This window comes from Enorma massiliensis phI (assembly GCF_000311845.1).
In the GTDB taxonomy this organism is placed as follows: domain Bacteria; phylum Actinomycetota; class Coriobacteriia; order Coriobacteriales; family Coriobacteriaceae; genus Enorma; species Enorma massiliensis.
Genome location: NZ_HE978574.1, coordinates 145,856 through 158,611, shown reverse-complemented (window position 1 = coordinate 158,611; position 12,756 = coordinate 145,856). Strand labels below are relative to the sequence as shown.

8 protein-coding genes are annotated in these 12,756 nt (G+C 63.0%); all 8 read right to left on the bottom strand.

Annotation, left to right across the window (positions count from 1 at the left end; genetic code table 11):
• Nucleotides 1-64: 64 nt before the first annotated feature.
• Complete coding sequence (locus HGEM_RS00640) at nt 65-1,360, bottom strand: peptidylprolyl isomerase (RefSeq protein ID WP_019127464.1); 1,296 nt, start codon at nt 1,358-1,360, stop codon at nt 65-67.
• 231 nt (nt 1,361-1,591) lie between these two features.
• On the bottom strand, nt 1,592-2,251 hold the full coding sequence (gene purN / locus HGEM_RS00635) for a phosphoribosylglycinamide formyltransferase (RefSeq protein ID WP_051008464.1): 660 nt from the start codon (nt 2,249-2,251) through the stop codon (nt 1,592-1,594).
• 310 nt (nt 2,252-2,561) lie between these two features.
• Nucleotides 2,562-3,686 (bottom strand): phosphoribosylformylglycinamidine cyclo-ligase, encoded by a 1,125-nt coding sequence (gene purM, locus HGEM_RS00630; RefSeq protein WP_019127462.1) that lies wholly within the window; start codon nt 3,684-3,686, stop codon nt 2,562-2,564.
• A 300-nt stretch (nt 3,687-3,986) separates the two neighbouring features.
• Nucleotides 3,987-5,213, bottom strand: coding sequence for a class B sortase (locus tag HGEM_RS09870; protein ID WP_081580757.1), 1,227 nt, complete (start codon nt 5,211-5,213; stop codon nt 3,987-3,989).
• Between the two features lie 121 nt (nt 5,214-5,334).
• Nucleotides 5,335-6,960, bottom strand: coding sequence for an amidophosphoribosyltransferase (gene purF, locus HGEM_RS00620; RefSeq protein ID WP_019127460.1), 1,626 nt, complete (start codon nt 6,958-6,960; stop codon nt 5,335-5,337).
• 172 nt (nt 6,961-7,132) lie between these two features.
• Nucleotides 7,133-8,458, bottom strand: coding sequence for a VanZ family protein (locus HGEM_RS00615; RefSeq protein ID WP_019127459.1), 1,326 nt, complete (start codon nt 8,456-8,458; stop codon nt 7,133-7,135).
• Between the two features lie 244 nt (nt 8,459-8,702).
• The gene (locus HGEM_RS00610; protein WP_019127458.1) at nt 8,703-11,384 is read right to left on the bottom strand and encodes an ABC transporter ATP-binding protein/permease; all 2,682 of its coding nucleotides are present in this window, start codon (nt 11,382-11,384) and stop codon (nt 8,703-8,705) included.
• Between the two features lie 428 nt (nt 11,385-11,812).
• Entirely contained in the window at nt 11,813-12,697 is an 885-nt protein-coding gene (locus HGEM_RS00605) for an aldose 1-epimerase family protein (protein ID WP_019127457.1), read from the bottom strand.
• Nucleotides 12,698-12,756 lie beyond the last annotated feature (59 nt).

Genomic DNA, 12,756 nt, shown 5'->3' with positions numbered 1-12,756 from the left:
GCGGGCCGTGCCCGGGCGCTGCTTGCCTGCCGTGTCTGGACGGTATTCACCTACCGGCCCAAGCCTATTCGCTTGACGAACCCTGCGCGTCCTCGCCGGTAGAAGCCTCGTCGGTGCTCGCATCACTCGAGCTCGCCGAGCTCATGTCAACGTTATACGGCACGTTTTCCGGCATATCGTTGATCTGGATGTCGGCCTCTTCGCGCGTCTTGGTAAGCCAATCGTTGTACGCGGTGCGCTGGTTGGTCGACTTAACGCTGCTCGAGAACGTGTCGCGCAGGTCCTCGGGAATCTGATCGATCGACGTCACCTCGCCGTCTACGCTAAAGACATCGGTGCACTGAATGATGTGGTACCCGTAGTCGGATTCCACCACGCCGCTGATCTGCCCCTTCTCAAGCCCGTCGAGCGCCGTCTGGTACGCCTCGACAAACGAGGAGAGCTTATCCCAGCCCACGTCGCCGCCGTTGCTAGCAGAGCTGTCCTCGGAGTATTCCTTCGCGGCGTCTTCGAACGAGATCTCGCCCGCGTTAATCTGGTCGAGGATGTCCTGCGCCTTCTGCTTGGCTTCCTCCTTGGTGGCGTCGTCGGCCTCGGAGTCGACCTTGATCAGAATGTGAGACGAGCGCTTGGCGCCGTTATAGGTGTCGAGGTTCTCGTTCGCGTAAGCGATGATCTCGTCGTCCGTGGGATCCTCGACCGGCGCGACCGCATCATAGAGCTTCTGGGTCATGAGGTTCTGGCGCAGGCTCTCCCGATACGTCTCCTCGGTATACCCAATCTGCGACAGGAGCTCGATAAAGGCGTCCTCGGAGTCATAGTTGGCAACGGCCTCCTGCCACGCCTCGTCGACCTCCTCGTCGCTGACCGTAATGTTGTTGTCGCGCTCGGCCTGGCTCACGAGCAGCTGGTCGGCGATGCTATCGATAACGCTCTCGCGGTAGCTTTCGGGCGTCATGCCGCTGCTCGCAAGATAGTTGGCCCAGTCCTCATCGCTGTCGTAGCCCAACGAAGAGCGCGTGCTCATGATCTGCTCGGTTACAGTGTCTTCCGTAATCTTGACGCCGTTCACCGTTGCCGCCACGCCACCGGTAAGCTCGTAGCCATTGCTGTTGGACACCTGGTTAAGGATGCCCGAGCACGCAACGCTTGTGACCGACAACACCATGGCGAGCACTCCGATCGCTACGAGCACGTACTTGACGCCCGTGCCCATCTTCTTGCGATTCTCACGCTTGAAATCTGCCTTCGTGGGCTGTTTGACCTGCTGGGACGCGGTGCGCGGGTGAGCGTTCTTGTCCGAGCGCTTGCGACTCGTGGCCTTCTGCGCGCCCGGCGTGTTGGCTTTGTTCATAGACATGAGGACATTCCTTGCCGTTCAAGCGGAAATTGCTAGGGCCTATGATACTACGCTGCTCGCACCCGCATGCAAGGTGCAAGAAAGACTCAGCCGAAGCACCATGCTAAAGGTACGGGCCCACCCCGATTCTGAACTGCCCCCTCAGGCAAAAGCCCGTGAGTGGGAGACAGCTCATTCCGGAAAGGGCCCGCTGATTCAAACCGCGAGCAAGGGTTGTATGAGAGCGATCGGCTACGACCGATCGACGGAAACGGTAAGGTCCTCGCGCACCTGAACGCGTCCCTCGGCGAGAAGCTCGACAACCTGCGGATACAGGCGATGCTCGACCGCATGGATAGCCGCTTCGAGCTCGTCGACCGACCAGCCCTCTTCGACGCGCACGGCCTCCTGCGCGATGATGGGCCCCTGGTCGTAGACGGCGTTAGCGAAATGCACCGTCACACCAGTGACCTTGACGCCGCGATCGTAGGCATCTTGGATGCCGTGCGCGCCCTGGAAGCTCGGCAGCAGCGCGGGATGCAGATTCACCACGCGATTGGGCCAAAGCATAAGCAGCGGCTCGTGAACCTTGCGCATATAGCCCGCCATCACGATGTACTCCGCGCCCGCGCGCCTGAGCTCGGTGGCGATGACCTCATCGGCGTCCCAGGGATCGGCGTATATCTCTTTGGAGAGCGCAAGGGTCTGGATTCCTGCCGCCGCGGCACGCTTGAGCCCCGCCGCACTCGGCCGGCTCGAGACCACGAGCACGATCTCGGCATTGAGGTTGCCGGAGGCAATCTCGTCGATAAGCGCCTGCAAGTTGGTGCCCGACCCCGAGATGAGCACGCCGATCTTAAGCGGCGGAAGGTCCTCGCCCGCCGCACGCGCGGCAGCACGACGAGCCTGCAGCGCGTTTCCGGCCTCCACGTCGAAAGCCGCCTCGAGCTGCTCGATGCGTCGGCGCGCCTCGGCAAACGCGGCCTGGTAGACGGGGCTTGCCGCAAGCGTTTCCGATGGCTCGGAGGAACCCACGGCAGCAGAGCGGGCAGCGGAAACCGCCTCGGCGCGGGCGCGATCGACCTCGCGCTCAACGGAGGGCGCGAAGAACGAATCGCTCGGGAGTGCCTCGGGCGGGAGCCCGGCCTCCTCGACAGCGGCGCGATATGCCTCGTCCGCACCTGCGAAAGCCGTAGCCTCCTGGCAGGTGGAGCGATTCTCGTTATCGCTCATCGCTGTACACCACCTTGCCGGAGCCGGCAACGCACGTGCCCACGCGGAACGGGCGCTCGCCCTGAGCCTCAAGCTCGGCTACGACCGCGTCCTCGGCATCGGCCGGGCAGATGACCATAAGGCCGGCGCCCATGTTGAACGTCTTGCACGCCTCGTTGGGCGTGAGGCCCGCAGCGCGGGAGATATAGGAGATGACGGGCGGCACATCCCAGCCCATCGAGAAGCCCGTCGGCGACACGGTGCGCTCTACCACGGCGTCCACATCCGGCGCGAGCGCGCGATTGAGGTTTTCAGTGATGCCACCGCCCGTGATGTGCGCAATTGCGTGGACGCGGGCGCCCGCCTCGGAGCGTAGAAGCCCGAGGACAGGCTTGACGTAGATGCGCGTGGGAGCGAGCAGGGCGTCGGCCAGGCTCTCTCCACCAAGCTCGGTCACAGGCTGCTCGAGTTCGGCACGCTTGGCCTCGGCCTCGGGCGTTCCCGGCACAAGGCCATCAACGCCAATCACGCGGCGCACGAGCGAATAGCCGTTGGAATGAATGCCGGAGCTGGGCAACCCGATGATCACATCGCCGGGGCGCACGTTGGCGGGATCGAGCATCTTGGGCCGATCGACCACGCCCACCGTGAAGCCCGCCATATCGTAATCGTCCGGACGCATAACGCCTGGGTGCTCGGCCATCTCGCCGCCCACGAGCGCACAGCCCGCAAGCTTGCAGCCATCGGCCACGCCCTTTACGATCTTGGCCATGTGCTCGGCCTCGATATGACCGATGGCGACATAGTCCAAGAAGAAGAGGGGCTCGGCGCCGCTCGCAAGGATGTCGTTCACGCACATGGCAACAAGATCCTGGCCCACGGTCTCGTGGCGATCGAGCACCTGCGCCAACACGAGCTTGGTGCCCACGCCGTCGGTGCCGCTGATGAGGATGGGATCCTCCATGTCTTTGAGGGCCGCAGCGGAGAACAAGCCACCGAACCCGCCGATACCGCCGATAACCTCAGGGCGAGACGTCTCGGCAACCATCTGCTTGATGGCGTCGACGGCACGGCCCCCTTCGGCAGTATCTACGCCGGCATCTTCATACGTGATATGCCTAGCTGTCTCGCTCATACGCGAATCCTTTCCGTGGAGGAACGTTTCCTCCTGCCATCATACCAGCTCGATGCGGGAGCTCGCAGGAGTCGTGAGGATGCACGCAAGCCACGTGGTTGTCTTCTTTCAAGTTTTGGGCGCTTCATCTGAGAGAGCCCGAGTAGACCGCGCACCAGACGCAAGAAAACCGCAGGTTACAGAGGTGACCGAACGGGATCTACTTCGTGGTCCCGCATTCAAGTGCCCAAAACTTGCAACGACATTGCCCGGGGGGCCATTGACGGGCCTTTCGAGCAGGCTCGCGCACAAGAAAACCGCCTATTCTGCAGTTGACGAGGCGCCAGCAGCCGGCGTTTCCTCGGCAATGGTGCACACCATGACCGCACGGTGATCTGCAGGAGCCATGCCGCTGCAGGTAACGAGCGACAGCACCTGTTCGGTCTGGGAAAGGCGCTCGTCAACGTCGGACGCCTCCGCCTGGGCATAGGAGCGGAGGTCCGTCAGGTACTGCTGCAGAGCAGCCGTGTCTCCGAAATTGGCCTGCCGCGCCTCCACATAGCTTTCCTCAACGCGCGCGGTGAACAGCGGCGTAAGCTTGTAGGTAGCATCGGGCGTGAGGTAATACACGGTGTCCATGGCATCGAAGCTTGCCTGGTCGAGCGTTTGCTCGATGGGCTGGAACATGGAGCCGTCGTTCATATGGTGGCCGTAAACCGTGGTCTGCTGGTCTACCATGCCGGGCGCCGTCTGGTCGCAATCGAGCATGATGCTGCCGTTGTTGTTCCACGTGCCATCGGGCAGCGTGCGCAGGTATTCATCGTTGGTCTCGCCCTGCACCACGGGGTAGCTGATATCGGTACCGGGCACGTAGATCCACGCGACGATGTCTTCGTTCTGCGCCTTGAGCGCGTCCCAGTCCACAACGGGAATGCCGTCGCCCTCGGAATCTACCGTGACGTACTGGGTGAGGTTCGAGTAGGCCTCGGCGGCCTGACGATAGCCCAGCTGCGCCCAAATGAAGATGCCGGCGGCAACGAGCAGCAACACAACGCCGATGCCGATGAGAACGTACGAGACGATGTTGCGCTTGCTGCGCCCGCCGCCCATTCTCCCGCGATCGTCACGCCCCGATCCGTGCCCGCCGCCCGGCCCGCGGCGGCCGCCCGAGGAACCACCCCGAGCATGGGCGGATGCCGCACCGCGGGAAGCAGCTCGCCCACGCGGAACGGCAGAAGAGGCATAGCTCTGCGCCGCGCCCTCCGGCTGGTACGAAGCATGAGCGCGATTTGTTCGCTGGGAGCGCGAAGTCTGAATGCGCGCAGGGGGCTGAACAGCGGGGCGCGAAGCCCCAGGCTGGCCCGCAGCGTGGGGAGCTGAGCCGGGCTGCGCGGCATGGCGGGCGGACGCACCCACGGAGGCCGCACCGTCGCCCCTCGAAGATGCACTCGAGAAATGGCTTCCCGGCCGGGTGCCGCCGGCAGCCCCTCCCATGGACGACGGCCTCTCGCCGTCACCGCGAAAACGCTTTCCCTCGTATGACGCCATGGGATCTCCCTCGTAAAGCCGAGGCCCGCGCCCCGGCGTTCGCATACAGCCCAGCCATCAGCATCGAGGCGCCGCGCGCACCCCAATACCTTGCGGCTCGCTTGGATTCTACCATCAGCGGCTATCGAACGCCGTGCTTCTCTTCCCAGCTGCGGTCGCGGTCCTTGGAGGTCACCGCCGCCTCGCCGATTGCCTCGGCCTGCGTGAGGTTGCAGGGGTCGTAGCCCGCCATGAACTTGTCCCGGCCAAAGCTCGACGGTATCGCCACCGGATAGACTCCCGTAAAGCACGCCGTGCAGTAGCCGCGCTTGGGCAGACTCGCAAGCAAGCCCTGAACGGAAAGGAAGGCGAGCGAATCGGCCCCGATGTATTCGCAAATCTCGCCAACCGACTTATTCGCGCTGATGAGCTGCTTCTGCACACCGGTATCGATGCCATAGAAGCACGGCCACTCGACCTCGGGACTGTTGATGCGCACGTGCACCTCGGCCGCGCCGGCCTGGCGCAGCATCTTCACCAGCTGCACCATGGTGGTGCCGCGCACGATGGAATCGTCGATCACCACGAGCCTCTTACCAGCGATGTTGTCGCGCAACGGGTTGAGCTTCATACGCACGCCCATTGCCCGCAGCTCCTGCGTCGGCTGGATGAAAGTGCGCGCGACATAGCGGTTTTTGATGAGCCCCTCGCCGAAGGGAATGCCGCTCTCGCGCGCATAGCCCTCCGCCGGCGGCAAGCCGCTGTCCGGAACGCCAATGACCATATCGGCATCGACGGGCGCCTCGTGCGCAAGCTGCCGGCCCATGTCGTAGCGGCACGCATAGACCGACTTACCGGCCATGATGGAATCGGGGCGGGCAAAGTACACCTGCTCGAAGATGCACTCGGCCGATTCGCGCGCAGCGGGAACACCCTGCTCGGAGACGAGCCCCTCCTCGCTGATGCGAAGTATTTCGCCGGGACGGATGTCTCGCACGTATTCCGCGCCAACGATATCGAGCGCGCAGGTCTCGGATGCAACGACCCAACCATCGGCCCCAACGGAGACCTCAGCGTCACATTGTGAGCTGTCCCCCTTTTGGCATTCCAGCGGCAGGCGGCCGAGCACAAGCGGGCGAATGCCGAACGGGTCGCGGAACGCGTAGAGCGCATGCTCGTTGATGAGCGTCATGGCATATCCGCCGCGCACGAGCTCCATCGTCTTGCGAATGCCTTCACGTAGATGGCTCGTCCGCTGGGTGAAATACCCGATGAGGCGCGTCGCGACCTCGGAATCGGAGCTCGACATGAACGAGACGCCCAGGTCGATGAGCTGGCGGCGCAGCTCGTCGGTATTCACGAGCGTGCCGTTATGCGCCAGCGCAATGATCACGTCGTTGATCGTCGAGAGATGCGGCTGCGCGGACTCCCAGCTTTTGGCACCCGCCGTGCCGTAGCGCACATGTCCGATGGCGAGGTCGCCCGTGAGCGAGCTAAGGTCTGCGTTCGAAAACACCTGGTCGAGGAGGCCCAGGTCCTTACGGACCATCACCGTGCCGCCGTCGCCCACCGCGATGCCCGCCGATTCCTGGCCGCGATGCTGCAGCGCCTTGAGGCCGAAGTATGTGAGTCGCGCGACGTCGAGGCCGGGCGCCCAAACGCCGAAGACACCGCACTCCTCATGGAGCGCATCATCTTGGCTGGAGCTCGGCAGCGCCGCGTCGCAAGGGGCTGAAGCAAGGGCAATCGATGCATCTACGTGGGACATAGCGTCCTCTCTGTTGTTCGGCTGATACCCGCCTATTATGGCACAGCCCCACTGAGGTAGATGCGCGACGGGAACGCTCAGCAAAACCGTAACGTCCGCGCAAGGAACGCGTTCCCAGGCCCCGGCACGCCGCGCGGAGCACCCCTCCCCGGCCCCAGCCCAGTGCTCTGCGCTACTCGTCCGCCCTCATCGCATCGATCTCGGCGTCCTCCTCGTCGGAGTACACCGCATCGAACGAGGAGTCGAAAGCGTCTTCGAGCGAGCTCGCACCCAGATCGTTCTGCGCGAGCTCCTCCTCCAAGCTCTGCGCGTGGCGCTCGGCGCGCAGACGCTCAACCTGCGCCTCGGACATCACGCGCGTGTTGGAGATAACACCGTTGAGCATCACGAACGGGTGCTTGAAGGCCGAAAGCGCCGCCCGGAGCGCGATAGTTACCAGCCAGAACAGGTAGACGCTTGCCAGCACGGCCTCTATCGCGGTCGCCCCGATAGAGACCTCGTCCGCCCCGGCATGGAGCGTAACTCCCCCGGTTGGGAACAGAGCGCTCACCCAGTTGGGCAACAAGAGAAACACCCAGAACAGAAGGCCGTAGCGCGCGATGTACTGCCAGCTGCGCGCACTCGAGCCATCGGGGCGCACAACGCGCAGCCGCAGCACCATATGGCCGATCGTCTGGCCGCGCGTGATGACGGGAATGGCCATGAAGGTGACGAACGTGGCGACCAGCGAACCAGCCAGCACGGCGAATCGCTCGCTTGCAGCCGACGGTCCAGCCGGCACCACGATGCCATACAGCCAAAGCACGACGGCGGTGGCAGCCATATCGATTCCAAACGCGAGCAGGCGACGCGAGAACGAGGTGTGCGCCGCGCCGCGCGCAATGGACCGCTCGTCCACATCGCGCAGGTCGGGCAGGAAGTGGCAGAGCGGAATGGAGGCCCAGAACCCAAGCATGGCGCCGAGCGTGTTGGTGATGAGGTCGTCGACGTCGAACAGCCGGTACGGATGCTCGTAGATGCCGAAAAGCCCCGTGATCTGCGATATCTCGAAGAACAAGGTGAGCGCGAACCCCAGCACGAGCGCCTGCCACCAGCGGCGATGAAACAGATAGCGCAGGTAGACACCGAACGGTACGGTAAGCAGCACGTTGAAATACACCGTGTAGATGTCGGGGCGGCGCAGGAACGCGATCCACGACGCCGGAGATGTTGGGTCGAGCGGCGCCCCGGATTCGAGGGCGCGCATGAAGCGGAACGGAACGAGCTGCGGGTGCTGCGCCCCAGGCACTACGATGCTGCGGTCCGCCGGAAGCGGCAAGATGACCATGAAGTACGCGCACATGAGGTAGAAGATGAACGAGAAGACGAGGAAGGTCTTCCATAGAGAGATGCTGCCGTAGCTGCGGTACTGGTAGATGGCATAAGGAACCGAAAGCAACGCCGAGAGCAAGGGGAACAGCAACACCGCTGTTTGCACGTTGCTTATATAGGTTCCCATGCGCGCTCCCGTCTTGCCGTGTTTTTCGCCGCTTCGGTGCCACCCGCTGCCGCGCAGCTCACGCCGCCGTGCGGGGCGCGCGACGGGCGGCACGAGGGCACCAAGCATAGCGCATTGCACGAACGCCCGCAGGCTACATACCGCAGAGGCAGCGGCGCCTCAAGCGCACGTAGACGAAGCGCGAAGCCGGGGCAGGTCGCGCACGAGGGAACGGGCGCCTAGCGCACGGGCGCCCCCATCGGGACTACTCGGTGCGCAGCGCGGTTACCGGGTCTTTCTTGGCAGCCATGCGGCTCGGCGCGAGCCCCGCCAGGAACGAGAGCCCCACCGAGATCAGCACAAGCACCGCTCCGGCGGCCACCGGCACAGAAGCCAGGTTCTCCACACCGGTAATCTGGTAAATGATCATGTTGGCCGGAATATCCAACAGCACTGTCACCACAATGCCCAGCACGCCCGAAACGAGGCCGATGATGAACGTCTCCGCCGTGAAGATACGGCTCACGTCCTTCTTGCTCGCCCCGATTGCGCGCAAGATGCCGATCTCCTTCGTGCGTTCCAGTACGCTGATATAGGTGATGATGCCGATCATGATCGAGCTCACCACAAGCGAAATCGCCACGAACGCAATGAGGATGTACGTCAGTGCGTTCACGATATCCGTCACGCTCGACATGAGCATGCCCACCATGTCGGTGTACTGGATCTCCGTGCCCTCGCCCGATGCGCGAATCTGCTCGTTATAGTCGTCAATCAGCGCGTCAATCTGCTCCTTCGCTTCGAAGTCTATGGGGTAGATGCTAATGGAGCTCGGCTCTTCCAGGCTGCATACGCCCAGCGTCTCGAGGTTCCCGTCGTATGTGGCGTTGTCGGTCTGTTCGCTCATCTGCCGACTGAAGGCCGAGGCGATCTCCTCGTCCGAAAGGCCGTCCTCGCGCAGGCCGTCCACATAGGAGCGAAGCTGAGCCCCCTGCTCGCTCGGCATCTGGTCGATCATTGCCTCGATGGCGTCCATGGTGAGGTTCACCGTGGTGTCCTCGAACGGGAGGCCGGTGAAGATATCGGTGTTGGGGTTCGCCTCTTGCGCAGCCACCACATCGCTGGCGTTCACAGCCTCCACCAGGTGCTCCGTCAACTCTGGCGTATAGAGCACGGCGCCCCAGTTGCTGCCCGTGTCGTTCTCCTCGCTCGGGCGCACGATACCCACCACCCGCAGCTCCTCGGCATCGTCCACCACGCCGCGCATATAATCCGCGTCGTCGCTCATGTCGGCCCATGTTCCGTCTTGCTGCTGGGCGTATTTGCTGCTCTCGGGCACCAGCTTGAACGTGAGGCCCATGAGCTCGTCATAGGTGTAACTCGTCTGCTCGCTATCTTCCACCTTCCGGCCGGCAATCACGTCGCTCATCATGCCGCGCAGCTCGCTTTGGTCGAGGAGCCCGAGCGCGTAGAGGGTGTAGTCGCTGATCCGGTCGTTTTCATCCACGTAGATAACGACCTCGTTCCATGCCTCGGGCATACGTCCAGCCACCACGTCGTAGTCGCGCTCCCACGTTTCTTTGTTGGCGAGCATCTCCGTCCACACGTCGTACGCCGACCCGCTGCCGCCGTTCATCGTGCTCATCATCTCGGTCTGGGTCTCGCCCATCGCGATGCCGAGCGAGTCGAGCACGGTCGCCGGGTTAACCTGCACGGCGCCCGAGGTCGTGTCGGATCGGTACACGTTGAGCGGCGTCGCGTAGGTAAACTGGATGTCGGTCACCAGCTCGCTCAAGTGGCTGTCCCCGATGGCGGGGTCGCTGTCGATCCATGTCTTGATAGCGCCCATGTCGTTTTCGGTGGAGCCCTCGGCCATGCTCGAGACCATGTCGCTCACGATGTTTTTCGACTGAACGCCGCCGCTGTCGTTTTGGCCGGTCCGCTCGTCGCTCGTGCCCATGAGCACACCCATGACGCTCGTAAGGTCCGTCGAGGTCTGGTTGATGGTCAGCGGGTAGCTGCCCATCGTGGATTCCTCCGTCTCCTTGATGTAATCCTGGGTGCCGCTGGAAAGCGACAAGATGAGCGCGATGCCAATGATGCCGATCGAGCCGGCGAACGCCGTCAGGAACGTGCGGCCCTTCTTGGTCATGAGGTTGTTGAACGAGAGCGCGAGCGCCTGACGGAAGCTCATCGAGCGCTTGCCCTTGCGAGCATCGGCCACCGCGTGGGCCTGAACCTGCTCGGGCGTGAGGCGCTCGCGCGCAGGGTCGACCGGAGCGGAGTCGCTCGTGATCAGGCCGTCTTGGATGCGCACGATGCGATCGGAATATTCCTCGGCAAGCTGCGGGTTGTGCGTGACCATGATAACAAGGCGGTCGCGGCTGAGCTCCTTCAGGATATCCATGACCTCGACCGAGGTCTCGGTGTCGAGGGCGCCGGTGGGCTCGTCGGCGAGGATGATCTCGGGGTCGTTAACGATGGCGCGGGCGATGGCCACGCGCTGCATCTGCCCGCCCGAGAGCTGGTTTGGCCGCTTGCGCAGGTGCTCGCCGAGGCCCACGCGCCTAAGCGCCTCCTCCGCCCGGCGCCGCCGCTCCGCCTTGGGCGTGCCGGATAGCACGAGCGCCATCTCGACGTTGGCCAGCACGCTCTGATGCGGAATAAGGTTGTAGCTCTGGAACACGAAGCCCACGCTGTGGTTGCGGTACGTGTCCCAATCTCGGTCGAGATAGCTCTTGGTTGAACGGCCATTGATCACGAGGTCGCCGCGCGTGTATTGGTCGAGGCCACCGATGATGTTGAGCAGCGTTGTCTTTCCGCATCCCGATTGTCCGAGAATGCTCACGAACTCCTGGTTGCGGAAGGTAACAGAGATGCCCTTGAGCGCATGGACAACCGAGTCGCCAGATGGATAATCCTTGGTGATGCCTTTGAGCTCAAGCACAGCGGGCCTTTCCGATTTGAACGCCGCAGGACCGCCGGCAAGCAAACAGCCAAACAGTCTATGCGGCGCATAACCATGCATAATGCCGACATGGGCTCATGGTACCCATTTTTTGCCGCGAGACTGAGCAACCAAAAGGATTCGATACCGCCCTGCCCCACGGGATTATCGCCCCTGCCCCACGATCGTCTCTCCTCCAAGCTCACCATCTGGCAAAATCCCCCGCGCTTGGCGCCCCCAATCATGCTCAATACAAGTTTTGGGCACTTCATTGATGGGAGGGCAAGTAGAGCAGCCTTTTCCGCCAAAGAACCCGCAGGTACATCGCTTGCGCTTTCCAGCTCTACTTTGCCCCTACCCCATGAAGTGCCCAAAAGTTGCAAATCAAGCAATCGACGGCGCCCGACGCGTCGCCGCCCCGGGCATGGCTACAGCAGCGTCACGGTAAACGAGCGCTCGTCAACCTCGCCGGGAGCAAGAATGGTTATGTTGCGCTTATGCTCGAACACGTTGTCCTCGGTATCGAGGGTCGCATGTCCCGTCCAGGGCTCGAGCGCGACAAACGGAGCATCGCCCTCGGCGCTCCAGATGCCAATGTACTTGAAGCCGGGGAAATCAATCTTCACGCCGTGGCCGGAAACGCGGCTGCGCAGGGTGAGCGTGTCGTCGGGCACCTCACTCAGCATCACGGCATCCGCCGCGAAGAGCTCGTGCGTGATGGGCAGCACATCGGAGCGGTCAATGACCATCTCCGCTGTACGGTAGGTGAGCAGCCCGCCGTCGCAAATCTTCGGCGCCACGCAGCTCCACGGCTTGGTGAAGGCAAGCTCGTAGTCGTCGAACGCCTCCCCCTCGCCGCCGGGTGCGGGTACGTTGAACGCCGGATGGCCGCCCACGGAGAAGGGCAGGTCGACATCGCCGGTGTTCTCCACGCGGAACGTCTGGGTAAGGCTCGCGGGGCCCGTGAGCTCATAGGTCATATTGAGCTTGAAGGCATACGGATACGCCGAGCGGGTTTCCTCGGAATCCGCGAGCTCGAAGGTTACGGAACCTTCGCTCTGCGCCACAACCGCGTGCTCGTAATCGCGCGCGAGCCCGTGGCGCCCGAGCGTCACCTCGCCCTGGGCAGACTCCGCCTTGCCATCGCGGATGGAGCCCACGATGGGGAAAAGGATCGGCGCATGCTTGCCCCACACAGCAGGATCAGCTTGCCAGAGGTATTCCTTGCCTCCGAGCGCAAGGCTCGTAAGCTGGGCACCCATGGCATCGATGGCGGCGGTGAGCTCACCATTCTTCAAGGTAACAACAGACATATGCCCTCCTCGCAGCACATAACGTACAACATGGTTACCATCTAACACGGCCAACGGCT

Bases quoted from the DNA above. Each gene is read 5' to 3' on its own strand.
- purF (WP_019127460.1), bottom strand. From the start codon at position 6,960: ATGTCCCACGTAGATGCATCGATTGCCCTTGCTTCAGCCCCTTGCGAC.
- purM (WP_019127462.1), bottom strand. From the start codon at position 3,686: ATGAGCGAGACAGCTAGGCATATCACGTATGAAGATGCCGGCGTAGAT.
- HGEM_RS00640 (WP_019127464.1), bottom strand. From the start codon at position 1,360: ATGTCTATGAACAAAGCCAACACGCCGGGCGCGCAGAAGGCCACGAGT.
- HGEM_RS00615 (WP_019127459.1), bottom strand. From the start codon at position 8,458: ATGGGAACCTATATAAGCAACGTGCAAACAGCGGTGTTGCTGTTCCCC.
- HGEM_RS09870 (WP_081580757.1), bottom strand. From the start codon at position 5,213: ATGGCGTCATACGAGGGAAAGCGTTTTCGCGGTGACGGCGAGAGGCCG.
- HGEM_RS00605 (WP_019127457.1), bottom strand. From the start codon at position 12,697: ATGTCTGTTGTTACCTTGAAGAATGGTGAGCTCACCGCCGCCATCGAT.